At 58.2% G+C, this 24,111-nt stretch carries 25 protein-coding genes; 7 read left to right on the top strand and 18 right to left on the bottom strand.

Annotation, left to right across the window (positions count from 1 at the left end; genetic code table 11):
- Positions 1–28: 28 nt before the first annotated feature.
- From K5Q35_RS01170 to K5Q35_RS01150, 5 genes are all read right to left on the bottom strand, one after another.
- On the bottom strand, positions 29–667 hold the full coding sequence (locus K5Q35_RS01170; protein ID WP_220798131.1) for an SDR family NAD(P)-dependent oxidoreductase: 639 nt from the start codon (positions 665–667) through the stop codon (positions 29–31).
- A 3-nt stretch (positions 668–670) separates the two neighbouring features.
- Entirely contained in the window at positions 671–1,096 is a 426-nt protein-coding gene (locus K5Q35_RS01165) for a DUF1178 family protein (protein WP_220798130.1), read from the bottom strand.
- A 71-nt stretch (positions 1,097–1,167) separates the two neighbouring features.
- Positions 1,168–1,629 (bottom strand): NUDIX hydrolase, encoded by a 462-nt coding sequence (locus tag K5Q35_RS01160; protein WP_044025237.1) that lies wholly within the window; start codon positions 1,627–1,629, stop codon positions 1,168–1,170.
- Between the two features lie 156 nt (positions 1,630–1,785).
- Positions 1,786–2,547, bottom strand: coding sequence for an EcsC family protein (locus K5Q35_RS01155; protein WP_220798129.1), 762 nt, complete (start codon positions 2,545–2,547; stop codon positions 1,786–1,788).
- A 42-nt stretch (positions 2,548–2,589) separates the two neighbouring features.
- The gene (locus K5Q35_RS01150; protein ID WP_220798128.1) at positions 2,590–3,081 is read right to left on the bottom strand and encodes a GNAT family N-acetyltransferase; all 492 of its coding nucleotides are present in this window, start codon (positions 3,079–3,081) and stop codon (positions 2,590–2,592) included.
- 93 nt (positions 3,082–3,174) lie between these two features.
- Here K5Q35_RS01150 and K5Q35_RS01145 point away from each other — a divergent pair, with 93 nt between their 5' ends.
- Positions 3,175–3,780 carry a flavin reductase family protein gene (locus K5Q35_RS01145; protein WP_220798127.1) on the top strand — a complete coding sequence of 202 codons (606 nt, stop codon included), beginning with the start codon at positions 3,175–3,177 and terminating at the stop codon, positions 3,778–3,780.
- Positions 3,781–3,878: 98 nt separating this feature from the next.
- On the opposite strand, the gene K5Q35_RS01140 is transcribed toward K5Q35_RS01145, so the two are convergent.
- On the bottom strand, positions 3,879–5,507 hold the full coding sequence (locus K5Q35_RS01140) for a SulP family inorganic anion transporter (protein ID WP_220798126.1): 1,629 nt from the start codon (positions 5,505–5,507) through the stop codon (positions 3,879–3,881).
- Between the two features lie 262 nt (positions 5,508–5,769).
- On the opposite strand from K5Q35_RS01140, the gene K5Q35_RS01135 reads away from it, so the two are divergent.
- Genes K5Q35_RS01135 through K5Q35_RS01125 form a run of 3 tightly spaced genes read left to right on the top strand, consistent with a single transcriptional unit; the run spans position 5,770 to position 7,822 of the window.
- Positions 5,770–6,642, top strand: a complete 873-nt coding sequence (locus K5Q35_RS01135) for an S-methyl-5'-thioadenosine phosphorylase (RefSeq protein WP_220798125.1) — start codon at positions 5,770–5,772, stop codon at positions 6,640–6,642.
- Positions 6,643–6,659: 17 nt separating this feature from the next.
- Positions 6,660–7,277, top strand: a complete 618-nt coding sequence (locus K5Q35_RS01130) for a LysE family translocator (RefSeq protein ID WP_220798124.1) — start codon at positions 6,660–6,662, stop codon at positions 7,275–7,277.
- Between the two features lie 14 nt (positions 7,278–7,291).
- The gene (locus K5Q35_RS01125) at positions 7,292–7,822 is read left to right on the top strand and encodes an adenine phosphoribosyltransferase (RefSeq protein ID WP_011568360.1); all 531 of its coding nucleotides are present in this window, start codon (positions 7,292–7,294) and stop codon (positions 7,820–7,822) included.
- On the opposite strand, the gene K5Q35_RS01120 is transcribed toward K5Q35_RS01125, so the two are convergent.
- The 12 genes from K5Q35_RS01120 to coxB all read right to left on the bottom strand — a co-directional run bounded on the left by K5Q35_RS01120 (position 7,823) and on the right by coxB (position 18,300).
- A complete protein-coding gene (locus K5Q35_RS01120; RefSeq protein ID WP_220798123.1) occupies positions 7,823–8,287 on the bottom strand; it encodes a YHS domain-containing (seleno)protein in 465 nt (154 codons plus the stop codon).
- A gap of 83 nt (positions 8,288–8,370) precedes the next feature.
- Complete coding sequence (locus K5Q35_RS01115) at positions 8,371–9,810, bottom strand: FAD-binding oxidoreductase (RefSeq protein ID WP_220798122.1); 1,440 nt, start codon at positions 9,808–9,810, stop codon at positions 8,371–8,373.
- Positions 9,811–9,851: 41 nt separating this feature from the next.
- The gene (locus K5Q35_RS01110) at positions 9,852–10,673 is read right to left on the bottom strand and encodes an MBL fold metallo-hydrolase (protein WP_220798121.1); all 822 of its coding nucleotides are present in this window, start codon (positions 10,671–10,673) and stop codon (positions 9,852–9,854) included.
- A 119-nt stretch (positions 10,674–10,792) separates the two neighbouring features.
- On the bottom strand, positions 10,793–11,377 hold the full coding sequence (locus K5Q35_RS01105) for a GNAT family N-acetyltransferase (protein ID WP_083825498.1): 585 nt from the start codon (positions 11,375–11,377) through the stop codon (positions 10,793–10,795).
- Positions 11,377–12,639 carry a pitrilysin family protein gene (locus tag K5Q35_RS01100; protein ID WP_013961219.1) on the bottom strand — a complete coding sequence of 421 codons (1,263 nt, stop codon included), beginning with the start codon at positions 12,637–12,639 and terminating at the stop codon, positions 11,377–11,379. The genes K5Q35_RS01105 and K5Q35_RS01100 overlap by 1 nt, the downstream gene beginning before the upstream one ends.
- 2 nt (positions 12,640–12,641) lie before the next feature.
- Positions 12,642–14,024 (bottom strand): threonine synthase, encoded by a 1,383-nt coding sequence (gene thrC, locus K5Q35_RS01095; protein ID WP_220798120.1) that lies wholly within the window; start codon positions 14,022–14,024, stop codon positions 12,642–12,644.
- A 5-nt stretch (positions 14,025–14,029) separates the two neighbouring features.
- On the bottom strand, positions 14,030–14,710 hold the full coding sequence (locus tag K5Q35_RS01090; RefSeq protein WP_220798119.1) for an SURF1 family protein: 681 nt from the start codon (positions 14,708–14,710) through the stop codon (positions 14,030–14,032).
- Positions 14,711–14,780: 70 nt separating this feature from the next.
- Positions 14,781–15,602, bottom strand: a complete 822-nt coding sequence (locus K5Q35_RS01085; protein ID WP_013961216.1) for a cytochrome c oxidase subunit 3 — start codon at positions 15,600–15,602, stop codon at positions 14,781–14,783.
- A gap of 25 nt (positions 15,603–15,627) precedes the next feature.
- Positions 15,628–16,212 carry a cytochrome c oxidase assembly protein gene (locus K5Q35_RS01080; protein WP_013961215.1) on the bottom strand — a complete coding sequence of 195 codons (585 nt, stop codon included), beginning with the start codon at positions 16,210–16,212 and terminating at the stop codon, positions 15,628–15,630.
- Positions 16,212–16,376, bottom strand: a complete 165-nt coding sequence (locus K5Q35_RS01075; RefSeq protein ID WP_044025234.1) for a hypothetical protein — start codon at positions 16,374–16,376, stop codon at positions 16,212–16,214. The genes K5Q35_RS01080 and K5Q35_RS01075 overlap by 1 nt, the downstream gene beginning before the upstream one ends.
- A gap of 3 nt (positions 16,377–16,379) precedes the next feature.
- On the bottom strand, positions 16,380–17,324 hold the full coding sequence (cyoE, locus tag K5Q35_RS01070; protein ID WP_220798118.1) for a heme o synthase: 945 nt from the start codon (positions 17,322–17,324) through the stop codon (positions 16,380–16,382).
- Between the two features lie 61 nt (positions 17,325–17,385).
- Positions 17,386–18,300 carry a cytochrome c oxidase subunit II gene (coxB, locus tag K5Q35_RS01065; RefSeq protein ID WP_013961213.1) on the bottom strand — a complete coding sequence of 305 codons (915 nt, stop codon included), beginning with the start codon at positions 18,298–18,300 and terminating at the stop codon, positions 17,386–17,388.
- 188 nt (positions 18,301–18,488) lie between these two features.
- Between coxB and tldD the strand changes: the two genes are divergently transcribed.
- The 3 genes from tldD to topA all read left to right on the top strand — a co-directional run bounded on the left by tldD (position 18,489) and on the right by topA (position 24,077).
- On the top strand, positions 18,489–19,910 hold the full coding sequence (gene tldD / locus K5Q35_RS01060; RefSeq protein WP_220798117.1) for a metalloprotease TldD: 1,422 nt from the start codon (positions 18,489–18,491) through the stop codon (positions 19,908–19,910).
- Between the two features lie 97 nt (positions 19,911–20,007).
- Positions 20,008–21,171 (top strand): DNA-processing protein DprA, encoded by a 1,164-nt coding sequence (dprA, locus tag K5Q35_RS01055; protein ID WP_220798116.1) that lies wholly within the window; start codon positions 20,008–20,010, stop codon positions 21,169–21,171.
- A 269-nt stretch (positions 21,172–21,440) separates the two neighbouring features.
- Positions 21,441–24,077 carry a type I DNA topoisomerase gene (topA, locus tag K5Q35_RS01050; protein WP_220798115.1) on the top strand — a complete coding sequence of 879 codons (2,637 nt, stop codon included), beginning with the start codon at positions 21,441–21,443 and terminating at the stop codon, positions 24,075–24,077.
- Positions 24,078–24,111 lie beyond the last annotated feature (34 nt).

Below are 24,111 nucleotides of genomic sequence, written 5' to 3'. Positions count from 1 at the left end.
GATGGGATGCAAGTTAGCAATTTTGCGCTTAATAGGCGTGCGGACGACCGTCCCAGGTTTCAAAAACGCCCGTCTTGTTGACGTTCAAATCATCAAACCGCGCGACAAGACCCGATACAGCCTCGTCAATGGAGATATCCGCAGCCGCCCCGCCCATGTCCGTCACCACCCAGCCGGGGTGATAAATACCAACGGCGATACCCTGACCTGCAAGGTCAGTTGCAAGGTTGCGCCCGAGGTTCAGTACCGCCGCCTTGGACGCCCGGTAGATGTAACTGCCGCCGGGCGCACGTTCACTTGACGCCATCGTCGAGGAAATAATTGCAATCCGCGCGGCATTTGCGGATTTAAGGTTCGGCAACAGGCTTTGAATGGTTAGAAAAACGCCCGTGACATTGGCAGCAAAGGTATCCGCCCAAAGCTCAGCGGCAAAGCCACCGTCAAGCGTTTCAGCCTTGTCCAGATAAACCCCTGCATTGCACACCAGCAAATCAATCGGTCGGCCATTTAACTGCTGTGCCAGTGCCGCATGGCTGGCGGGATTTGTGACATCCAGCGGCCAGTCACCCTCGCGCGTTGTGCCCACAACCTCATCCCCGCGCGCCCTGTAGGCCGCCGCCAATCCTGCGCCAATCCCACGGTTGGTGCCGGTAATCAAAACTGTCATTTTTCAGTTCGCCTTTCGATTAGGCAAAAAAGGAAGCGGCGCAACGGGTACCCCATCTTCAATCAGTGCTTTTGCTTCTGCACCATTCGCCTCGCCGTAGATCGCACGCTCTGGTGTTGCGCCCAGATACATGGAACGCGCTTCTTCGGCAAAATTACCACCGACATAATCTGCGTTTTCCTCGACATGCTTGCGCAGTGCTGTGAGCGCTTTTTCGTTGTCCGTCTCAGGCTTGCTCAAGCTCGGCGTTTTCGGTGCCTGCGCATTGCTGGACACACGCGGCGACATAATCGCCTTGGCCACGTCGGTGCTGCCGCACTGCACGCAGGACAAATGCCCGGACCCGACAAGCGCATCAAAGGCCGATGCCGATTGAAACCAGCTTTCGAACTGATGACCGTTATCACATTTCAAAGCGTATTGAATCATGCTGCGCAGGGTACTCCGCATTCCATTGTTGCATAGAAAGTGGCGACTGCAGACGCGAAGGTCAAGCCGCGCTAGCGATACATGCGCGGATCAAAATCAAGGAGAATGCGCGCCAATTCCGGCTCTTCGACCATTTTCGCAGCCTTCTTGCGCGACACCCAGGTTCTTTTGCGTTGAGAGACTTCGGGAAACACATCAGCCAGCGACGTGACCTCTACGGCGAAAACCATTGCAAGACAGGGCAGTTCGCCTTGGGTATCGGTTTCCTTACTATAAGAAAAAATACCGATGCAGCGCCCATCGCTCTGTCCGCGCACGCCAGCCTCTTCCCATGCTTCGATTGCCGCCGATTCCGCAGGCGTCTTGCCGTCCATGGGCCAACCCTTGGGCACAATCCAGCGTTTGGTATTGCGCGATGTAATCAGCAAAACCTGCACTTTATCCTTGCGTATCCGATAGCAAAGCGCGGCAAACTGCGATCTCACATCTGATTTTCTACCATCTGGCAGAGAAATAGGGAGTTGCTTTATCATATTTCGCTGATGTGTGCTCATAAACCCGAAAAAACCAAACGGTTAATATACATATGCCACAACATAAGGCCTGTTTCTAACAATTTCATACAGCCTACCACTAGGTGAGCTTGGTTAAAAGCGCGTTAATACCACATTTTGAGAGAACAGGCGCATCTACACCAAGGCCCTCTTCTCCAGCCGAAGGCGCAAACGTTCCACCAGATCCTCAACGGGAACGTCGGCGTCAATGGCCAGTCTGCGCAACCCAAAATGGACATGCGCCATTTCCTGATAATAACTGGTGTAGGCGTAATTGGTCGCAGCCCCGGCCACAGCCCCCAAGATGGGCACAGTCTGTGCGGCAAGTTTTTGACCCAAAACAGTCGCCAGCCGTGGCGACACCCGGCCAATAAGCCCTTGCACCGCGGCCCCCGTCAGGGTCACGCGCGCGGAAATGAACGCAAGATCAGCCCCGTCGTCCGCCTCCAGAGGACCAGCCGATGAGAAGACACGGATGCAATCAAACTGAACGCTTTCTGAAGCGGCATCGAAACCCTGCTCTTGTGCGGCACCCTGAATGACGCGCAACAAAAGCGTCGTGGTCACCGGCAGTTCTGCCAGGGCAGTCGGCAATCCACCCATCCCGCCAACAGCCCCCATCGCCGCACCAACAGCGGAGTTCAGCCATCCCTTTTGATCCGGCACAACGCCGCGACTGCCATGTGCTGCTTTCATGGCCTGCTCCAGCGCGCGGGTCGTGGCCTGTTCCAAACCACTCCGCACGGGCGATGGCAACCGGTCGAGCAACCCTTCGGCACGCCCGCCAATCAGGTTCAGGACTTCAACCCCAAAGCCGCCAGCGCGCCGATAGCGTTCCGCCAGAGCGTCCAGTCGTGCCTCAGTATCCGGCAAATCGTTGACGTTAATCAGGTCCATATGCCCTCCTACGTCCCAAGATGGGATCTGCGCGGTGCGATTTCAATCCGCGCGCCAGCGCGTCACTTCACCGACCACCCCGTCCCAGGCACCCGGCACAAGCGCACGCCCCAGCACACGATCAGGGTTTGTCGGTGGGGGCATGTTCACATCGCTCAGGCGCGTAAATTGATACCGCTGATAATAGGGCGCGTCCCCAACCAGCATGACCCGCTGCCATCCCGCCTCTGCGGCCAAATCAAGTGTGCTGCGGATCAACAGCGATGCCAGCCCTTCGCCCTGTCGGGTGGGGTGTACCGCAACCGGCCCCAAAAGCAGCGCACTCGCCTCGCCAATCCGCACCGGCCAATAGCGGATGGCCCCACCGAGGATCCCGTCCCGGTCGCGCGCAACATGGCTGAGGTTTTCAACCGGCGGCACATCATCGCGCAACCGATAAGACGACAATGCTTCACGGCCCGGCGCAAAGCAAAGATCATAAAGCGCTTCGACCTCGTGATGGTCCTGCTCGGTTTCATGGGTCAGGGTATACACAGGAATAAAGCGCCGTTTGAGGGATGCGTCGTGTTTCAGGTGGTCCGGCCCTATCACATGGGATATGCCGCCTGCAAACCATCAGGAGTGACTATGTTCTACCGTCCGCAAGAAGGCCACAGCCTGCCGCATAACCCCTTCAACGCAATCGTGTCGCCGCGCCCCATCGGATGGATTTCAACGCGCGATGCGGCAGGGGCGAACAACCTTGCGCCCTATTCCTTTTTTAACGCGGTGGCCTATGTGCCCCCCCAGGTGATGTTCGCCTCCACTTCGGCCAAGCCAGATCGCGGCGACACCAAAGACTCCGTCGCCAATATTCGCGAAACCGGTGTCTTCTGCGTCAATATCGTCGAATATGAAATGCGCAACGTGATGAATGCCTCATCAGAGGGCCTCGCGCGCGAGGTTGATGAATTCGAACACGCCGGTATCGCACCAACGCCCTGCCACGAAATCGACTGCGCGCGGGTCACCGGCGCACCGGCAGCGCTGGAATGCCGCATGACGCAGATCGTCAAGATCGAAGGCGCGCATAATTTCGTGGTGTTCGGTGAGGTCGTCGGCGTCCACATGCGCGATGATACGCTGATTAACGGCCGGTTCGATGTGACAACCTTCAATCCGCTCAGCAGGATGGGCTACCGGGATTACACCAAAGTAAGTGAGGTTTTCGAACTTTCGCGGCCTGACGACTAAGCATCATCGCCATGGGATTCACGCACATTCCCGCGCTCCGCGGCAATGGGACGGTGGGTGGGGCGCATTGGCCAAAGGCCAACAGCGCCGCCAAACCGTCAGTGCCCGCCCAAAACCCCCGTGCGAACACTGTAATTTACCGCCAGCGCATAGTCCGGATCGTCATCGCTATCCACCATGAGATGCCCCGCTTTATTCAGCAGTTTGTGGCAGTCATGGCTCAGGTGACGCAGTTGGATACGCTTCCCTTGCGCTTCATATTTCCCGGCAATCGCCTCAATGGCCTGCAGCGCGGATTGATCCACCACACGGCTGTCCGCAAAATCAACGATTACTTCCGATGGGTCGCCCTCAACATCAAACAGCTCAGTAAAACCATCTGAGGACCCGAAAAACAAAGGTCCCTGTACCTGATAAACCCGGGCACCTTCAGGGGTGCTGTAGACCTTGGCATGAATCCGGCGCGCATTATTCCACGCATAGGCCAGCGCACTCACGATCACGCCGACCACCACGGCAACCGCCAGATCTTCCATCACGGTCACCACCGTCACCAGCAATATGACAAAGGCATCGGTCAGCGGTACTTTGCGCAGGATGGTCAGGGAGTTCCAAGCGAATGTGCCGATCACCACCATGAACATCACACCCACCAAGGCGGCGAGCGGGATAAGCTCAATAATCGAACTGCCAACAAGAATAAACAACAGCAAAAACACTGCAGCAGCAATGCCCGCGACGCGCGTACGACCACCGGATTTCACGTTGATCATCGACTGACCAATCATCGCACAGCCGCCCATGCCACCAAAGAAACCGGTGACCGTATTGGCGAGCCCCTGAGCGATACACTCCTGCGAAGCCCCGCCGCGCTTACCCGTCATATCACCCACAAGGTTCAGCGTCAGCAGGCTTTCGATCAATCCAATCGCCGCCAGAATGATCGCATAGGGCAGAATAATTTCCAGCGTCTCCAGATTCAAAGGCACCATGGGAATATGGAAACTCGGGAAACCGCCCTGAATGGATGCAAGATCGCCGACACGCGGCACATCCAACCCGAAAAAGATCACAACCGCGGCAACAACACCGATGCCCGCCAAAGGCGCCGGGATTGCGCGCGTGATGCGGGGCATCACCCAGATGATCGCCATGGTCGCCGCCACAAGCAGCAACATCAGCGCGAGCGGCTGTCCCGACAACCACTCTCCTCCACCCATACCATGCCCTGTATTCTCAAGAGTTCCCGGCACTTTGAACTGGCTGAGTTGCGCCAGAAAAATCACGATTGCCAACCCGTTGACAAAGCCCAGCATCACGGGATGCGGCACCAGCCGGATGAACTTGCCCCATTGCATGACACCGGCAAACACCTGCAAAAACCCCATCAGAACGACCGTTGCGAACAGATATTCCACACCATGTTCGGCCACCAAAGCCACCATCACAACCGCCAGCGCACCTGTCGCACCGGAAATCATGCCCGGACGGCCCCCGATCAAAGCTGTAATCAAACCGACAATAAACGCCGCATAAAGCCCGACAAGCGGATGCACACCGGCGACAAAGGCAAAGGCCACAGCCTCGGGCACCAAAGCCAGCGCAACCGTCAGGCCTGACAACAGCTCGATGCGCAATCGCCCCAGTGAAAAACCTTCATCAGGCATCCACCGCAGATCTGTCACATCCAAATTCTTTGCAAAGGTGCGAAACGATGCGCGCGCCATAATGTCATTTTCCTGAGTTTGAGTCGTCTCAACCCGCGTCCTGCGCGCGCTAACATGGTGGCTCCCTAGACCTATTCGGTACAAATGAAAAGCCCGCCCTTTGTCGTTGATCATGGTAAATCAATGATGAACAGCACCTGCCCGCCCTGACATCAAGGCGCACGCACCCTTCACAGCCCCTTAATCAAAGACGGCGAATTGTGCCTTTTCAACCTGCGTCTCAGCGGGCAGACTGCCAGCAACGCACAAAAGGACAGCTTCAATGACCCAAACGAAAATAGCCGTGATTGGTGGATCTGGTCTTTATGATATTGATGGGCTGAAAGAAGCAAAATGGACGCGTGTTGCAACGCCTTGGGGCGCGCCATCCGATGACATTCTGACCGGGGAACTTGATGGTGTCCCGATGGCCTTTTTACCGCGCCACGGACGCGGCCATGTGCATAGCCCCACCACCGTGCCCTACCGCGCAAATATCGACGCGCTCAAGCGGCTTGGCGTGACAGATGTCATTTCGGTGTCGGCCTGCGGTTCCTTTCGCGAAGAGATGGCACCGGGTGATTTCGTCATCGTCGATCAGTTCATAGACCGCACCTTCGCGCGGGAAAAATCGTTTTTCGGCACGGGCTGCGTGGCACACGTCAGCGTCGCCCATCCGACCTGCCCCCGTCTGTCCAAAGCCTGTCATACGGCGGCTACCGATGCGGGTATCACGGTGCATGACGGGGGGACTTATCTGGCGATGGAAGGCCCGCAGTTTTCGACCCTTGCGGAGTCCAAAATGTACCGCACGAGCTGGGGCGCGGATGTGATCGGCATGACCAACATGCCCGAAGCGAAACTCGCCCGCGAAGCCGAACTGTGTTACGCCTCGGTCGCGATGATCACCGATTACGACAGCTGGCACCCCGACCACGGTGAGGTGGATGTCACGCAGATCATCAAGACGTTGATGGGCAACGCAGACAACGGCCGCGATCTGGTGCGCCGCCTGCCTGCCATGCTCGGGCCCGAGCGTGCACCCTGCCCCCACGGCTGCGACCGCGCGCTGGAATATGCCATCCTGACCCAACCCGACGCACGCGATCCGGCGGTCATGGCCAAGTTGGATGCCGTGGCCGGGCGCGTACTCTGATCTAAGGAACACATAAAATGCCTCTCGACCTCTGGCTGACCTTTGTTGCAGCCTCTACCGCGCTCCTGCTGATCCCCGGCCCGACTGTGCTTTTGGTACTCAGCTATGCGCTGTCCAAAGGGCGGTCGGTCGCGGTGGCCTCGGCAGCAGGCGTTGCTTTCGGCGACCTCATTGCGATGACTGCTTCTCTGCTGGGCCTTGGCGCGCTCGTGCTGGCCTCTGCGACGGCCTTTACGGTTCTTAAATGGGTCGGTGCCGCCTATCTGGTCTGGCTGGGTATCAAGCTGATCCGCTCTGCCCCCACAGACGGATTGACCCCCGCACGCGATGTGACGGCGAATGGTGTGTTTGGGCACACGGCCATGGTCACGGCGCTCAACCCGAAATCCATCGCCTTTTTCATCGCCTTCGTGCCACAGTTCATCCGACCTGAAGCAGCACTCTTGCCGCAATTCGCGATCCTGATCGCAACTTTCGTCACCCTTGCTGCCCTCAACGCGCTGGCCTACGCGCTTTTGGCGGATCGATTGCGCCGTGTCATCGCCAGACCCTCCGTTCTGACATGGATCACCCGCGCAGCCGGGGCCACCTTGATTGGCATGGGCGTGCTGACCGCAACCCTGCGCCGCGCATAAACCAGAGAGACATTATGAAAACCGTACAAGATTACATCCGCACCATCGTCGATTTTCCCCATGAGGGCATCATGTTCCGCGATGTGACCACGCTTTTCGCGGATCCGCGCGGGTTTCGCATCGCGATTGATCAGATGTTGCACCCCTATGCCGGTTTGCAGATTGATAAGGTTGTGGGGCTGGAGGCACGCGGGTTTATTCTCGGTGGCGCCATCGCGCATCAACTTTCCAAGGGGTTCGTCCCGATCCGCAAGAAAGGTAAGTTGCCGGGGAAAACCATCAGCGAAGCCTATACGCTGGAATATGGCGAGGCGATTGTCGAAATCCACGATGATGCCATTCAACCGGGGGAAAAGGTGCTGGTGGTCGATGATCTGCTGGCCACGGGCGGCACCGCCGAAGCGGGCATCAAGCTGATCGAGCGGTTGGGAGGGGAGATCATCTCAACCTCCTTCATCATTGACCTGCCCGATCTTGGCGGGCGCGCGCGGCTTGAGGCCATGGGCGTGGAAGTCAACGCGCTCTGCGCCTATGAGGGGTTGTGATCAGCCAACAAGCGTCGGCCAGTTCGCATCCCCTGCGGCGATGTTACCGGCCACGTCACGTTCCCATTTGCGTTGAATGCGGCGTGAATAGTTAAGGTATAACTTGCCATCCACAATCTTCCACGCCTCCGGTACGGTTGAGGCGGTGTAGCCTTTGCTGACGGCATAGGCGCAAAAGCCGCCGTATTGCGGGGCATAAGCGACCGGATCGGCGGCAAAAGCAATCCGGTTTTCCTCACTGGCAAAGCGCCATGTGACGCCCATCCAGTTATGGGTGATGTCCGCACGGCCCTTGGTTGGCGCGCCATCGGTAAAATAGGCAACCACATCGCTGCCATCCACAGCAACACCGCCCTCGGAATAGATGTTGCCTTCACCTGCGCCAACCCGGTGACCGCTGATCGCCAGCGCTGCGATGGGCAGTGCTGCACCGCCAAGTAAAACCTGTCTGCGTGTGAATGACATATCTGAACCCCGCTTTCATCCTGTTTGTGGTGTTTAAGACATCAGCGTTGCACAGCGGATAAACAACCACGCCCACAGATAAGTTATGTCTGTTTCACTGCCATCTGCGCTGTATTCAAGACAGCGCCCGGATTCATGATGCCCAAAGGGTCGAGCGCTGTTTTAATCGCACGCATCGCCGCCAGTTTGGCCGGGTCGCTGTAGCGTTCCAGATCATCGACCTTCAGCCGCCCAATCCCGTGTTCCGCGCTGACCGAACCACCCATGTCGTGCACCAGATCATGGACCCTGCGCTGCACCTCTGCGCGCTGGTTTTGGTGGTTTGATACGCGACCCCCCTGCGCCGGGAACACATTATAATGCAGGTTTCCGTCCCCCACATGTCCAAAGCAATTGATGCGGAAATCGCCCAAACCCTCCACAAGGGCTCTGCCCCGGTCAATAAACGCGGGCAGCGCCCCCAGAGGCAGCGACACATCATGCGATGAGATTGAACCTATGCGCTTGTTCGCTTCGGGAATACGCTCGCGCACGGCCCAGAAATCAGCAGCCTGCTGATGGCTTTGTGCCACGATGCCGTCCTCAACGAGACCTTCGGAGAGAGCTGAGGTAAAGAGCTCCTCCAGCGCGCCCTGCGGGTCCAGACCCTGCACAAGGCCAACGTCAATCAGGACAGACCATGCAGGGGCGACATCGAAGGGCTGGCGCACATCAGGCAGTGTTTCGCTCAAAAAAGCCAAGCCCTGCCCGCTGATCAGTTCGAACGCGCTGACCATTTCCCCCAGCCGCGCGCGCGCAAGCGCCAGAAGCGACAATGCAGCCTGCGGCGAGGGCACAACGAATAGTGCCGTCCCCATATGGGCCGGTTGCGGGCTCAATTTCAAAGACGCCGCCGTGATAATCCCAAGCGTGCCTTCGGAGCCGATCAGCAGGTGCCGCAGGTCATAGCCGGTGTTATCCTTGCGCAGCCGTTTCAACCCGTGCCAGATTTGGCCATCAGGCAAAACGGCCTCAAGCCCAAGGCACAGATCCCGCGCATTTCCATAGCGCAAAACGCCCGTGCCACCGGCATTTGTCGCAAGGTTACCCCCAATCCGCGCTGTTCCCTGCGCCGCCAGGGAGAGTGGAAAAAGCCGCCCCGCCGCTGCTGCGGCCTGCTGCACCTGCGCAAGGATGGCGCCCGCGTCACAGATCAGAACATTTTCCTCCGGATAGACCGCGCGAATGCTGTTCATCCGCTCCAGCGAGATCACCAGCGGCGCGGGACCCTCAGGCATGATCTGCCCCCCCACCAACCCCGTGCCGCCGCCGTAAGGCACAACGGGCACACGCGCGTCAGCCGCAAGCGCCACCAGCTGCGCCACCTGATCAGTTGAACGCGGCGCCGCAACCAAACCTATCGCGCCTTGCCAGCGGCCACGCGGCTCCTCACTGTAGCGTGGTTCAGCATCGCGCAGCACATCGTCTGGCAAATGATCTAACAAGGTCTGGCGAAACGCGGAATCGGCTGAATTATGCATCATGCACCTTGATCCCTTGCCGGGGTGCCAGATGCAAGAGCGCGCTAGTTTTCGCTCAGGAAGGCCGGGCGCAGCACCATCACCGTGGGACGTGATGGCAGGCGGTCCAATGACATTTCCAGCGATGGGCCGCCCACCTCAACGATCTGGAATTCATCGGACATGCCTTGCAGAAAATCATCCAGTGCAAACAGCGAAAACCAATGCATCGGGATCACAACAGAGGACCTGAGCCGTTTCAACACGCGGGTCATCGTCGCCAGATCAAGGGTGTAGCCCCCGTCGACAGGGGCCATCACAATATCGACACGCCCCAGTGCCGCATATTGTTCGGAATCCGGTTCGTGGTGCAGATGCCCCAGATGTCCAACGCATAAACCCGCCAGTTCAAAGACAAAGATCGAATTGCCTTTGGTTTCGATCCCCGCAAAGGACGAGCGTATATCGGTCGAGACATTGCGCACGAGCACCTCCCCAAGGTCGAGGTTATGCACGATGCCCTCGCCAAACGGCCCCCAGCCGGGCAAGACATGAGGGATCGCGGGATCTGGGTTCGCGGTCCAATGTGTGGCATGCGCATGGTTCATTGTTACCACGTCGGGGATCAACGGCAGCGTACCGGTGTAGCCTGTGTAATCCGTGACCATATTCAGCCCGCCGTGGCTTCGGATCAGAAAGCTCGCGTGGTGGATATAGTGAATTCGGACGGTTTCCTCATCGACCGGCGCGAGGCTCGCGGGCACGATGTATTCAATGCCCGGTGTGGCATCGGCCAGCGCCAAACAATGGCTCGGCGTGCGCTCAAGGCCCTGCGCTTGCGCAATCCCGGTCGACAGAATGAAGATAAAAAGGCTTCGCAATATCATGTCATGTCCCCTCCGCTAGCCTTAAAAACTAGCACAGAGCCGTGAAATTCCAGACCGTGGCGCGCACAAATTATCGTTGCTTGACGAAGATCTGCCCAAATGACGGGCAGATGTCTTCCTCACGACGCGGTGGTTTTGCCCCGTCGGTCAGAGCGCAGCGCCGCATAGAGCACATGCGTGCGCCAACGGCCATCAATCTGCAGATAGCTTTGCGCGACGCCCTCGTATTTGAACCCTGAGGTTTCCAACAGTCCGCGCGAGGCTTTGTTTTCCGGCAAGCATGCCGCTTCGATCCGACTGAGGTCAAGGCGCGTGAAGGCATGGTGCACCAGCGCCGTAATCGCTTCGCGCATATATCCCTGCCGGGCAAAAGGCTCACCCGTCCAATAGCCCAATGTGCCGGCTTGCGAAGGCCCGCGCCGGATATTGTCGAGCGTGATTGCGCCAAGCAGTTGTTCATCCTGTCTGCGGATCAGAAACAAGGGCAAAGCCGATCCACCCGATACGGACCGCTGCGCCCAGTAGACGCGATTGGTGAAAGCCTTTCTGCTCAGATGGTCTTCGGCCCAGTTTGGCTCCCAGGGGGTGAGGTAATCCATGCTTTGCGCGCGCAGTTGCGACCACGCGCGAAAGTCCGAATGGATCGGCGGACGCAGTGTCATCCGCTCGGTCTCAATCCTGAGTTTGCGACGACCGCGAAGTATCACGCTGCACGGCGCTCCTGTAATGCAGCAAGCGTCGGCGCGCCCTCGACCGGCCCGTAAAGGGCAAGTGCTGCCGGTGCGCTTTCCGCAATTTCGCGGGCAAATTCGCGCACATCCCCGGTGGTCACCGCATCAATCATCGCGACTGTTTCGTCCAGCGGCGGCACACGGTCCCAGATCTGGACCAGACGCGCGAGCCGCTCCGCACGGTTGGACGGGCTTTCCAGTCCCATCAAAAGACCCGCTTTCATCTGTGCACGCGCGCGCGCGACTTCGGCAGGCGACATGTCATCCACGGCGCGTTTCATCTCGTCGATTGTGATCTCGGCCAGTTGGCCGAGCTGCTCTGCACTGGTTCCGGCATAAATCGTCGTCATGCCGGTATCCGCATAGGCCCCCGCCTGCGCAAAGATCGAATAACACAGCCCGCGGTTTTCGCGGATTTCCTGAAACAGGCGGCTCGACATACCGCCACCCAAGGCGGAGGCGTAGATCTGTGCTGTGTAAATGCGATCGTCCCGGTAACCGGGGCTTTCGAAGGCCAGCGCGAAATGCGCCTGCTCCAGCGCTTTGGTCTGGCGCCGCTCGCCGCCCAGAAACTGTGCAGCATCCACATCGAACATCGGCTTGGCCTGCATGCCGCCAAAAAGCTCTTCGGCCACGCGCACAATCGCATCGTGATCGACCGCCCCCGCAGCAGACAGGATCATCTGTTCGGGTCCGTAGTGTTGCCCGATGAAGTGCTGCAAATCGGCCCGTGAGAATTGCGAAACCCGTTCGGTTGGGCCAAGAATGGTACGGCCCATCGGATGGTCGGGATAGGCCTCTTCTTGCAGCCAGTCGAAAATCACATCGTCCGGCGTGTCCAGCGATTGGCCAATTTCCTGCAGAATAACGCCGCGTTCGACTTCAATCTCGGCCTCTTCCAACGTGGGGTTAAGCAGAATATCCGCAATCACATCCAGCGCCAGCGGCACATCATTCTGCAACACCCGCGCGTAATAGGCCGTCACTTCGCGACTGGTATAAGCGTTGATGTAGCCGCCCACATCCTCGATGCTTTCCGCAATCTGCAAGGCCGTGCGCTGCTTTGTTCCCTTGAACGCCATATGTTCGAGAAAATGGGCGATGCCGTTTTGCTTGGGCGTTTCGTGACGGGCCCCCGCAGTGACCCAGACCCCGATAGAAGCCGAGGCAAGGCCCGGCATATGTTCGGTTACGATGCGAAAGCCGTTCGGCAGGCGGTGTTGGTTCAATGTCACGCTCAGATGTGCCCTTTTATATGTTTTTTCAGGGCGTCCAGATCGTTTGGCACGCGGGTCACCCTTTCGCTGCGCTCATACAGGTCAGACATACGTGCAGGCAAGGGTGGATGTATGCCCGATGCCGCCTCGACGGCTGCCGGGAATTTAGCCGGGTGGGCGGTCGCCAGCGTGACCATGGGCGTGCCGATGACGCGTTCCTCATCGGCGACTTTGACGCCAATGGCCGAATGCGGGCACAGCAACTCGCCGCTGTGTTTCAGCGCCCGCGCAATAGTATCCGACGTTTCCTGTTCAGAGGCACGCCCCGACGTGTAATGCGACTGCAGGACCTGCATCGCGCCTTGGCTTACGTCAAACCCACCGGCTTTCAGTTCGTCCATCAACTGAACGATGGCCGGTCCTTCGCGGTCATAGGCATCAAATAATGCGCGTTCAAAATTTGAGCTGACCTGAATATCCATCGACGGGCTGATCGAGGGCACTGTTTCCCCCTTGTGATAGCCCAGCCCGTTCAGACAGCGGTGCAGGATGTCGTTCTGGTTAGTTGCCACCACCAGCCGGTCAATTGGCAGGCCCATCTGCTTGGCGATATAGCCTGCGAAAACGTCTCCAAAATTGCCGGTGGGCACTGTAAAGCTGACCTTGCGGTGTGGTGCGCCCAATGCGACGGCTGCCGAAAAATAATAGACCACCTGCGCCAGCACGCGGCCCCAGTTGATCGAGTTCACCCCAGCAAGGCGCACGGTATCGCGGAAGTCGAAATCGTTGAACATATCCTTGAGCCGCGCCTGACAGTCGTCAAAGTCACCATCCACGGCCAAAGCATGCACATTGCTTTCGGTCGGCGTGGTCATCTGGCGGCGCTGCACCTCGGAAATGCGGCCATGGGGATACATGATGAACACATCCACATTGCTCAGGCCCCGGAATGCTTCAATCGCGGCGGAGCCGGTGTCACCGGATGTGGCCCCAACAATCGTCACGCGTTCGTTCTTGCGCCCCAATGCTGTTTGGAACATCTGCCCGATCAGCTGCATGGCAAAGTCCTTGAAGGCCAGCGTAGGCCCATGAAACAGCTCCAGCAGAAAATGCCCCTGATCCAACTGCTTGAGCGGCGCGCGCGCGTCATGGCCAAAGACCGCATAGGCACGCCCAATGATCTCGCGAAATTCCGTGTCCGTGAAAACATTCCCTACAAAGGGGCGCATTACGGTGTAGGCGATGTCTTCATAGCGCTGGCCTTCCATCGCGCTGATGGTATCGGGCGACAGCTGTGGGATTGTTTTGGGGACATAAAGACCGCCATCACGGGCAAGCCCGCTCAACATCGCCTCTTCAAAATTCAGCACAGGCGCCGTGCCACGGGTCGAGATGTATTGCATATCGTTCAGCTTTTGGTTGCGCCGGATTTCCGGCGGAGAAAGAAGAAAGTCATCAAGGACCAGATCGTCGCAAGGGAAAACCACGTCACCGCATATTGCAAGTGATCGTTGGGAATTGCGCGCGTGTCCACAGGCATTGGCGACAAAGGCCCGCCAAGTTGCGGCGCATCACGGCGCACGACAAGGATAGGTCGCGTTCCGAGCGCTGCTGCCATGGCGTCCACATCGCGGGCAAACCAGATGTTATTCTGCAGGTCCGGCTCGGGTGTGAACCCGTCGACTTCCTGTGGCCATTGCAGATTTCCCACAATGCTCAGCGGCGGGCCCTCTTCGAATTTCAGACCGCTGGCATTTTCCGTTGTGACAAAACCCAGATCAATCAGAATGTCACCGTCAGGATGCAACATGGGCCGGATGATCCGGTACCCGGCGCCAACGTCTTTTTTGGAAACAAGGACCCTCAGGAAATCCGCGCGCAATGTCCCCGTCACTTGCACGGGCAAATAGGCGTCGCGCGCCCGATCAAGTTGCGCCGGCAACGACACAGGGTCGGCTGCAATGCGGCTGTCGATTTCAGCGATCACGCCTTCTTTCCATGCAAGGCGCTGTATTTGCCAGACGCCGAGGCTGATCAGGATCGCGGCCCCGCCCAGTCCGATAACCACCAGAAACGCCAACCGGCCCATTCGGTGCTGCCTTTCCCAAAGAAAAGCGCGCGAAAACCGCGCGCTTTGATTTCAGAGCCTGAAGCGGCGGTTAGTGTCCGCCCGGCATCACGCTGACGCCCCAGATGTAGACCGACAAGAAGAGGAACAGCCAGACCACATCGACAAAGTGCCAGTACCAGGCTGCCGCCTCAAAGCCGACGTGTTTCTCAGGGGTGAAATGCCCCTTGATGGCACGCACAAGACATACGGTCAGAAAGATCGTCCCGATGATCACGTGCAGCCCATGAAACCCTGTGGCCATGAAGAAGTTCGAGAAGAACTTGTCGCCGCCAAACTCCCAGCCCTTGTAGAGCAGATAGGAATATTCATACGCTTGCAGTATTGTGAACAAGACGCCGAGGATGATCGAGATGGCGAGGCCCCAGATCAGGTCGCGCCGGTTGTTCTCGTGTACCAGCGCATGGTGCGCCCAAGTCACGGCACAGCCTGACAAAAGCAGAACCAGTGTGTTGATCAACGGCAGGTGGAAAGCGTCAACGTGATAAATTTCCGGCTGAACGTACTCCGTGCCCGCATATCCGCTCATCGGATAGATCGCATGTTTGAAGAACGACCAGAACCATGCCGCAAAGAACATCACCTCGGACATGATGAAGAGGATAAACCCATATCGCAGACCGATCCGCACCACCGGCGTGTGATCCCCCACTTTGCTTTCCGCGACGACCTCGGACCACCACGCGAACATCACGTAAAGCACAGCGGTAAAGCCAATCAGAAACATCCATGGGAATTGACCCTGCATCCACAGCACGGCGCCAAAGAGCATGAAAAATGCCCCGACCGCGCCAAGCAATGGCCAGATCGAGGGGTTTAAAATGTGATAGTCATGGTTCTTTTCATGCGCCATGGTTTCGTCCCTTACCTTATATTGGTCAGTTCAGACTTGTGTCTGAATTTTCTTCAGTGTCCTGCACGTCGGCGAATTCTTCGGGCAGGTCGATTTCATAGAAAGTATACGATAGCGTGATCGTGTGAATGTGCTTGCCGTCCCGGTCATCGACGATTTCCGGGTCCACGTAAAAGGTCACGGGCATCTGCACCCGCTCACCCGGTTGCAGCACCTGCTCTTCGAAGCAGAAACACTGGATTTTATTGAAAAACCCACCCGCTTGATAGGGCGTCACGTTATAGCTTGCCGATCCCGCGATTGGTCGGTCTGTCGGGTTATACGCCTCGTAGAATGCCAGACCGGATTCACCAATGCGCACGTCCATTTCGCGGACGACCGGTTTGAATTCCCACGGCATGTGATTGTTCAGCGAGCCATCAAAACGGATGGTGACGGTTTGATCAAGAATGTCCTCGGGCGCAACCTCGGAAACACCTGTTACGCCCCCAAATCCGGTCACCCGGCAAAACCAGTCATAGAGCGGTACCGATGCCCAAGCCAAAGCACCCATGAAAACCACGACACTCACGGTTTGAGCGACGGTTTTTGCAGGTCCTTGCAGAGCCATCAGTTCGATACCTCCGATGAAGCAGGCACAACAAAGTCATCACTGGTAACTTTGGCGAATGTGATGGCCAGAACAAGCACGACAAATCCGGCCAGCATTAGGCCGACGCCTACATTACGCCCCTTGCGACGCGTGTGGATCTCATGTTCAGCGCGAATAGCCATATTTTACCAGCCTCCCAAGCCGAACGGGCGCAGCGCCGCTTCCAAAAGGATGACGCCGAAATGTGCAAAAAGATACCACAAGGATAGGCGGAAAAACTTTTTCTCCACGCGGTATTCGTCAGCAATCGCCGTGTCTTCGTCGCGCCGCCAGATATCAACCGCGCCCTTGAGAAACAGAGCATTCAGAACCACCGCCGCTGCAAGATAAATCGGGCCACCAATCGCGGTGAAGCCTGTACCGACGGCAAGCACCGCCAGCAGGACCGTGTAGACGATGATGTGCGCGCGCGTCTTTTTACGACCATGGGTGACTGTCAGCATCGGCACACCAGCATCGTCGTAATCAGACTTCATGAACAGCGCGAGCGCCCAGAAATGCGGCGGCGTCCACATGAAAATCACCGCGAACATCAGCCATGCTTCAATCGACAGGCTGCCGGTCGCGATTGCCCAGCCGATCACGGGCGGGAATGCCCCTGCGGCACCACCGATCACGATGTTTTGGGGCGTCCATCGCTTGAGCCACATTGAATAGATGACGGCGTAAAAGAAAATCGTGAAAGCCAGAAGCCCCGCCGCCAAGAAGTTGGCGGTCAACGCCAGCATCATGATCGACAATCCCGACAGGGCCGCCCCCAGATTTAACGCCTCACCGGGCTGAATACGTCCGTCAGGTATCGGGCGCTTAGATGTGCGACGCATGATCGCGTCGATGTCCGCATCCCACCACATGTTCAGCGCACCAGAAGCGCCTGCACCAATGGCGACAAACAGGATTGACGCAAACCCGATGACCGGATGCACCGGTGTTGGCGCGGCCAACAATCCGACCAGTGCGGTAAAGACCACAAGTGACATCACGCGCGGCTTGAGCAGCGCGAAGTAATCGCCCAACTGCGCCTCGTACTCTTTCGCCGCCGGGGATGATGTGTAGCCTACGTCAGCCATTTTTGTGCCTCACGGTACTCTAAAGCCAAAAGTGATATCTGCGAAACCAGACCCATGTACGTCAGTTGGACGCCACGAGCCGGTCACGCGGGATGCCGGCGTATTCCTCGCGCGCTCCCTCAAGCCATTCAGCGTAGGCCGCTTCTGACACGACCTTTACCGTGATGGGCATATAGGCGTGGTAGAAACCGCACAGTTCCGAACACTGGCCGAAATAGATGCCTTCACGCTCTGCGTTGAACCACAATTCTGCCAGGCGACCGGGCACCGCGTCCTGCTTCACGCCAAAGGCAGGGATCGTCCAGGCGTGGATAACATCTGCAGCAGTGACCTGCATGACCACTGTGGTACCGACCGGCACAACGATGGAAGTGTCCGTTGCCAAAAGGAATTCGTCCCGGCTGTAGCCTGCATCGATCAACTTGGCCTCCATGTGCTCGTCCAGCACAAAGGGCGTCACATTTGCATCATCCGGACGCGCGTTTTCGTCCAGTGTCGCAGGCGAGCCGAGCATGTAGCTTTCGAACTCAAAACCTTCGTCCACATACTCGTAACCCCAATACCACTGGTATCCAGTGACCTTGATCGTCAGGTCAGCCTCAGGGATTTCCTGTTGTTTGAACAGGATAGGCAGTGAAAACGCGCCAATGAACACGAGGATCACAATCGGTACGATCGTCCATGCAATCTCAACCGGTGTGTGGTGGGTAAAACTTGCCGCTTCCGGGTTGCGTTTTGCGTTATAGCGTATCGCCACCCACGCCAGCAGCCCTGTCACGAACACCGTGATGATCGTGATGATCACGAGAATCATACCGTCCAGCCACTGCAGATCGGTTGCGAGCTCTGTCGCTGCGGGCTGAAAGCCCATCGCGCCATCAACCGGTGTTCCGATGATCTCAAGACCATCCTGTGCCCACGCAGCACTCGTCGTTGCTGCAGCCGCGAAAGCTGCCATTGAAAATAGTCGTGTCATTTGCCGTCCTGATCTTGAGCTGATCTTGGGATCATGTTGCGCATTGTGGTCGGGGTAATGGTGTGCGCACCTGCCCGCCCGTTGTAATCTGCATCCTTACAATCATATTCTGTACGTAAGATAAAGACTTCATAGCTGCGAACTTCCGACGCAGTTCTTCCTGATCACAACCCCGGACGGAGCTTTCCATGACTTCAACATCATTTTCGCCCTTTGAGGACGCTCTGGACCGGGATGCCGCCCTGCGGGTTCTCAAAGAGGCAACGGACGGCGCGGACGATGGTGAGCTTTTTCTGGAACGCCGCCGCTCTGAGTCGCTGGTTTTTGATGACGGGCGCCTCAAGACCGCCAGCTATGACGCATCCGAAGGGTTCGGTCTGCGCGCTGTGCGCGGCGAAGTCGCAGGCTATGCCCACTCCACCGAGATAACTGAGGCTGCGTTGCGCCGCGCCGCGCAGACCGCGCGTTTGGCCGTCGGCGACGGGGGCGGGACATGGGCGGATGCACCTGTTGCGACGAACAAGCGTCTGTACACGGATGTGGACCCAATAGCGGGCGCGGAATTTCCTGTGAAGGTTGAGACGTTACGAGAAATCGATGGCTTTGCCCGGGGTCTCGACAGTCGAGTCGTTCAGGTTTCGGCGACGGTGGCAGCAAGCTTGCAGGAAATCGAAATCCTGCGCCCGGATGGCTATTCGGTCCGGGATGTGCGGCCCATGACGCGCGTGAATGTTTCCGTGATCGTCGAGGAAAACGGGCGACGCGAGGCAGGCTCTGCAGGCGGTGGCGGGCGCGTCGGGCTGGACGGACTGCTCGATCCGGCGGATTGGCAGGCCAAAGCGCGAGAGGCGCTGCGGGTGGCCTGCGTCAACCTTGAGGCCGTCGCAGCGCCCGCAGGCGTGATGGATGTGGTTCTGGGACCGGGCTGGCCGGGCATTTTGCTGCACGAAGCCATCGGTCACGGGCTTGAGGGCGATTTCAACCGCAAGGGGTCATCGGCTTTTGCCGGGTTGATGGGCCAGCAGATCGCCAGCAAGGGCGTCACGGTGCTGGATGACGGCACGATCCCGGATCGGCGCGGGTCTATCACCGTCGATGACGAAGGAACGCCGTCGGGTAAAAATACCCTGATCGAAGACGGCATTCTGGTCGGTTATATGCAGGATCGCCAAAACGCGCGCCTGATGGGTGTTGCCCCCACCGGCAACGGTCGCCGCGAAAGCTATGCCCATGCGCCGATGCCGCGTATGACCAATACCTATATGCTGGGCGGCGATGCCGCGCCGGGCGAAATCGTGTCAGACCTCAAGGATGGCATCTACGCTGTGGGGTTTGGCGGCGGTCAGGTGGATATCACGAATGGAAAGTTCGTGTTTTCCTGCACCGAGGCCTACCGCGTTCAGAACGGGAAGGTTGGCGCCCCTGTAAAAGGGGCAACACTGATCGGGGATGGTGCAACGGCACTGAAACAGATCCGGGCCATCGGCAACGACATGTCGCTTGATCCGGGCATGGGCAACTGCGGCAAAGCGGGCCAGTGGGTGCCGGTGGGTGTGGGCCAGCCGACCCTGATGATTGGCGGTCTGACGGTCGGAGGGTCTGCGGCGTAAGTCAGCGCGCAAAATTAGTGCTGAATACAAGGCATTTCGTTCATCCGTTGTTAACCAAGTCGGCTTAAACCTGATTCTGCAACGGACGGAGCCTCGGATGACTGACAGGGACCACAATCCTTCTTCCACTCACCCCCCACTCCCACCCACCTCGGAAGATGAACAGTTTTCCAGGCTCCGTCTGTTGCGATCTCGCCGGGTTGGCATAGCGACGTATAAACGACTGCTGACTGAACACGGCACTGCGCAGAACGCGCTGGCCGCGCTACCTGAGGTAGCGCGTGCCGCCGGCGTTGAAAAATACGAAATTTGTCCCGAAGCGGTCATTCAGACGGAATTGAACAAGGCGCATGCCGCGCAGGCGCGCCTCGTGATGCAAGGCACCGACGCTTATCCCAAGCTGCTGAACGAACTTCAGGACGCACCGCCTTTTTTATGGGTGATCGGCGACGTTGAACTATTGAAAAAACCAATGGTGTCTCTGGTTGGGGCACGCAATGCTTCGTCGCTGGGGACCCGTATGGCCCGCGCCTTGGCACGCGATCTCGGTGCTGCGGGCTACACAGTCGTATCCGGTCTCGCGCGCGGCGTTGATGCGGCGGCCCATAACGCAGCGCTGGAAACCGGCACAATCGCGGTGCAGGCTGGTGGTGTGGACGTAATTTACCCGGCGGAAAACACCGAACTGGCACTGTCGATGGCCGAGCATGGGTTGCGCGTCTCCGAACAACCGATGGGTCTGCAACCGATGGCGCGCCATTTTCCAAGCCGCAATCGAATCATCGCGGGTCTCAGCCAGGCGACCGTTGTGGTCGAAGCCGCCGCGAAGTCCGGAAGCCTGATCACCGCACGCGATGCCTTGGATCAGGGGCGCGACGTTTTGGCTGTGCCGGGCAACCCATTCGACGCGCGTGCGGCGGGGTGCAATCAACTGATCCGCGACGGTGCGACATTAATTCGCTCTGCAGCGGATGTGATCGAAACGCTCAGCCCGATGCATCACGACGCGCCGCAATTGCCGATACCTGCCCCGACACCGCGGCGGGACAGTCCCCCGCCAGCAAAGATGAAAACCAAGTTGAAACAAGCGGCAGCGTTACACCGTCAAATCCTGTCAAGACTAAGCCCCGCGCCCGTGCCGGAGGATCAGTTGATTCGCGATTTGGCCGTCACGGCGTCGGAGGCGGCCCCCGCCCTGCTTGATCTGGAGATGGATGGCCAGATTACGCGTCAGTCAGGTGGCATGTTATCGCGCAGCTGAACCTTTCGCAGAGGCGTCACAGACATCCAACCGCGCGCAATCGCCTCTGGTCCGGCCGGGCAAAAACAGGCGTCACGACCCGCGATGGAACAATCAAAACAGGTGCCATACACTCCGGACCAGAGGGTTTGACCGCCTGTCCCGATCAGGCCCACCCCCATCGGGCAAAACAGCGTAAAATTCGATCTGCCATTGAAAATAATTACTTGCGCACCACCTGTCTCACGGCCATAGACACAAGATATTTTTGATCAGAGGTGCCTCAGTACATGCCGGTTGTTGTCGTCGAATCCCCTGCTAAAGCCAAGACAATCAATTCGTATCTGGGTGACAATTATACTGTCCTCGCCTCTTACGGTCATGTGCGGGATTTGCCCCCCAAAGACGGCTCCGTTGACCCCGACGCCGGTTTTGAGATGCTTTGGGAAGTCGGTTATGACAGCCGCAAACACGTCAAGGCCATCGCTGATGCGCTGAAAGAAGACAATGCGCTGATCCTTGCAACTGACCCCGACCGTGAAGGCGAAGCGATAAGCTGGCACCTCCAGGAGGCGCTGACGAAACGCAAATCCATCAAAAAAGATACGCCGGTCAGCCGCGTGGTGTTTAACGCGATCACCAAAGCCGCCGTGACGGAAGCAATGCAGAACCCGCGTCAGGTGGACATGCCGCTGGTTGAGGCATACCTCGCCCGCCGCGCGTTGGACTATTTGGTTGGTTTCAACCTCAGCCCGGTGTTGTGGCGCAAACTGCCCGGTGCGAAGTCTGCAGGCCGCGTGCAATCGGTTACCCTACGCCTGATCGTTGAGCGCGAGATGGAAATCGAAGCGTTCCGCGCGCGCGAATACTGGTCCGTCAAAGCACTCCTTGCCACCCCGCGCAGCCAGGAATTCGAAGCCAGGCTCACCGTTCTCGCAGGCAAGAAGCTCGACCGGTTCGACATCGAAAACCAGACGCAGGCCGAACTGGCCGTGCAAGCCATCACCAGCCGCGACCTGAGCGTCAAATCGGTGGAGGCAAAACCGGCCAACAGAAACCCCTCGGCCCCCTTCATGACATCGACGCTGCAACAGGAGGCAAGCCGCAAGTTCGGCATGGGCGCGCGCCAGACGATGAGCACCGCGCAGCGGCTTTATGAAGCGGGCTATATCACCTACATGCGGACCGACGGGATCGACATGGCCCCCGAAGCGGTGAGTGCTGCGCGCGATGCGATCAAGACGCTGTATGGTGCCGATTACGTTCCAAAAAGCCCGCGCATATACAAAAACAAGGCCAAGAACGCGCAGGAAGCGCATGAATGTATCCGACCGACGGACATGATGACAAAGGCCGAGGACCTCAAGACATCTGACGCGGATCAGCGCAAGCTCTATGACCTGATCTGGAAACGCACCCTTGCATGCCAGATGGAAGCGGCGCGTCTGGAGCGTACGACGGCCGAAATCGCAAGCGAAGACGGACAGATCGGCCTGAGAGCAACCGGTCAGGTCATGTTGTTCGACGGTTTCCTGCGCGTCTACGAAGAAGGCCGTGACGACGTGGCCGTGGTGGATGATGACGACAAGCGCCTGCCACAGATTGATCAGGGCGACCGCTTGGACAAACGCACCGTCACCCCGGAGCAGCACTTTACCCAGCCGCCGCCCAGATACACCGAAGCCACACTGGTCAAACGCATGGAAGAGTTGGGCATTGGCAGACCCTCAACCTATGCCTCTGTTGTGACGACGATTCAGGACCGTGAATACGTCCGCAAGGACAAGAACCGCCTCATCCCCGAGGACAAAGGCCGGTTGGTCACTGCGTTTCTAAGCAATTATTTCCGCAAATACGTCGGGTATGATTTCACAGCCGACCTTGAGGATCAGCTTGATACGGTCAGCGCGGGAAATGCGGATTACAAGGAAGTGCTGGGGCGGTTCTGGCGCGATTTCTCGGCTGCAATCGCCGAGACGGCAGATCTGCGGATTACTGAGGTTCTCGAAAAAATCAACGAGGTGCTTGAACCACATCTGTTCCCGGCGAATGAAGATGGAACGGACCCGCGCCTGTGCCCCAACTGCGGTGCGGGGCGTCTGAGCATGCGAACGGCCCGGTCTGGCGGTGCGTTTATCGGCTGCTCGAACTATCCGGAATGCCGTTATACCCGCGCCTTCGGCCCGCCCGGCGAAGAGGATGACAGCGGCATCCCTCCCGAAGGAAAGCTGCTGGGCGAAGATGGCGAAGATAAGATCTACGCCTTCAAGGGGCGTTTTGGCCCCTATGTTCAGCGCGGCGAAGTGACCGAAGACAACAAGAAGCCACCGCGCCAATCCATTCCAAAGGACTGGCCGCCGGAGGACGTCGACTTGCCACAGGCGCTGAAACTGCTCTCGCTGCCACGCGAAATCGGCCCTCACCCCGAAGACGGTATAACTGTCTGGGCCAATATCGGTCGCTATGGCCCCTATATCAAACACGCGCCGTCCACTTCGGACCGCGGCGGCACAAACGCCAACCTCGACGGCATTGACGAGGTCTTTACCGTCGGCATGAACCGCGCGGTCCAGCTTTTGGCGGAAAAGCTCGCGTCGCGCGGCCAGCGTGGCGGTGCGGCTAAAACCCTGCGTGATCTTGGAGAACATCCCGAAGAAGGTGGCCCCATCGCGATCATGGAGGGCAAATACGGACCTTACGTCAAATGGGAAAAGGTAAACGCCACCCTGCCCAAAGACAGTGATCCCGCCGAGTTGACCATGGAAGCCGCCGTGGCCCTGATCGACGAAAAGGCCGCATCAAAAGGCAAAAAGCGTCGCAAGGCAGCCCCCAAGAAGACAGCGGCCAAAAAGACTGCGACAAAAAAGACCGCACCAAAAAAGACCGCACCCAAGAAAAAGACCCCGGCAAAAAAAGCTGAAGAGTAACGAAGGCTTGACCGGGCGCACGGTTTTGCCCGGA

Source organism: Roseobacter sp. OBYS 0001 (genome assembly GCF_019654895.1).
Lineage (GTDB): Bacteria > Pseudomonadota > Alphaproteobacteria > Rhodobacterales > Rhodobacteraceae > Roseobacter > Roseobacter litoralis.
The sequence above is the reverse complement of the archived record's forward strand: the minus strand, read 5'-3'. Positions and strand labels throughout refer to the sequence as shown.

Bases quoted from the DNA above. Each gene is read 5' to 3' on its own strand.
- K5Q35_RS01090 (WP_220798119.1), bottom strand. From the start codon at position 14,710: ATGGGCCGGTTGGCGTTTCTGGTGGTTATCGGACTGGGCGGGGCCGCG.
- dprA (WP_220798116.1), top strand. From the start codon at position 20,008: ATGACTGACAGGGACCACAATCCTTCTTCCACTCACCCCCCACTCCCA.
- K5Q35_RS01160 (WP_044025237.1), bottom strand. From the start codon at position 1,629: ATGATAAAGCAACTCCCTATTTCTCTGCCAGATGGTAGAAAATCAGAT.
- topA (WP_220798115.1), top strand. From the start codon at position 21,441: ATGCCGGTTGTTGTCGTCGAATCCCCTGCTAAAGCCAAGACAATCAAT.
- tldD (WP_220798117.1), top strand. From the start codon at position 18,489: ATGACTTCAACATCATTTTCGCCCTTTGAGGACGCTCTGGACCGGGAT.
- K5Q35_RS01110 (WP_220798121.1), bottom strand. From the start codon at position 10,673: ATGATATTGCGAAGCCTTTTTATCTTCATTCTGTCGACCGGGATTGCG.
- K5Q35_RS01140 (WP_220798126.1), bottom strand. From the start codon at position 5,507: ATGGCGCGCGCATCGTTTCGCACCTTTGCAAAGAATTTGGATGTGACA.
- K5Q35_RS01075 (WP_044025234.1), bottom strand. From the start codon at position 16,376: ATGGCTATTCGCGCTGAACATGAGATCCACACGCGTCGCAAGGGGCGT.
- K5Q35_RS01155 (WP_220798129.1), bottom strand. From the start codon at position 2,547: ATGGACCTGATTAACGTCAACGATTTGCCGGATACTGAGGCACGACTG.
- K5Q35_RS01135 (WP_220798125.1), top strand. From the start codon at position 5,770: ATGACCCAAACGAAAATAGCCGTGATTGGTGGATCTGGTCTTTATGAT.
- K5Q35_RS01145 (WP_220798127.1), top strand. From the start codon at position 3,175: ATGTTCTACCGTCCGCAAGAAGGCCACAGCCTGCCGCATAACCCCTTC.
- cyoE (WP_220798118.1), bottom strand. From the start codon at position 17,324: ATGGCTGACGTAGGCTACACATCATCCCCGGCGGCGAAAGAGTACGAG.
- K5Q35_RS01085 (WP_013961216.1), bottom strand. From the start codon at position 15,602: ATGGCGCATGAAAAGAACCATGACTATCACATTTTAAACCCCTCGATC.
- K5Q35_RS01130 (WP_220798124.1), top strand. From the start codon at position 6,660: ATGCCTCTCGACCTCTGGCTGACCTTTGTTGCAGCCTCTACCGCGCTC.
- thrC (WP_220798120.1), bottom strand. From the start codon at position 14,024: ATGCAATACATCTCGACCCGTGGCACGGCGCCTGTGCTGAATTTTGAA.
- K5Q35_RS01125 (WP_011568360.1), top strand. From the start codon at position 7,292: ATGAAAACCGTACAAGATTACATCCGCACCATCGTCGATTTTCCCCAT.
- K5Q35_RS01080 (WP_013961215.1), bottom strand. From the start codon at position 16,212: ATGGCTCTGCAAGGACCTGCAAAAACCGTCGCTCAAACCGTGAGTGTC.
- K5Q35_RS01165 (WP_220798130.1), bottom strand. From the start codon at position 1,096: ATGATTCAATACGCTTTGAAATGTGATAACGGTCATCAGTTCGAAAGC.
- K5Q35_RS01120 (WP_220798123.1), bottom strand. From the start codon at position 8,287: ATGTCATTCACACGCAGACAGGTTTTACTTGGCGGTGCAGCACTGCCC.
- K5Q35_RS01115 (WP_220798122.1), bottom strand. From the start codon at position 9,810: ATGATGCATAATTCAGCCGATTCCGCGTTTCGCCAGACCTTGTTAGAT.
- K5Q35_RS01170 (WP_220798131.1), bottom strand. From the start codon at position 667: ATGACAGTTTTGATTACCGGCACCAACCGTGGGATTGGCGCAGGATTG.
- coxB (WP_013961213.1), bottom strand. From the start codon at position 18,300: ATGACACGACTATTTTCAATGGCAGCTTTCGCGGCTGCAGCAACGACG.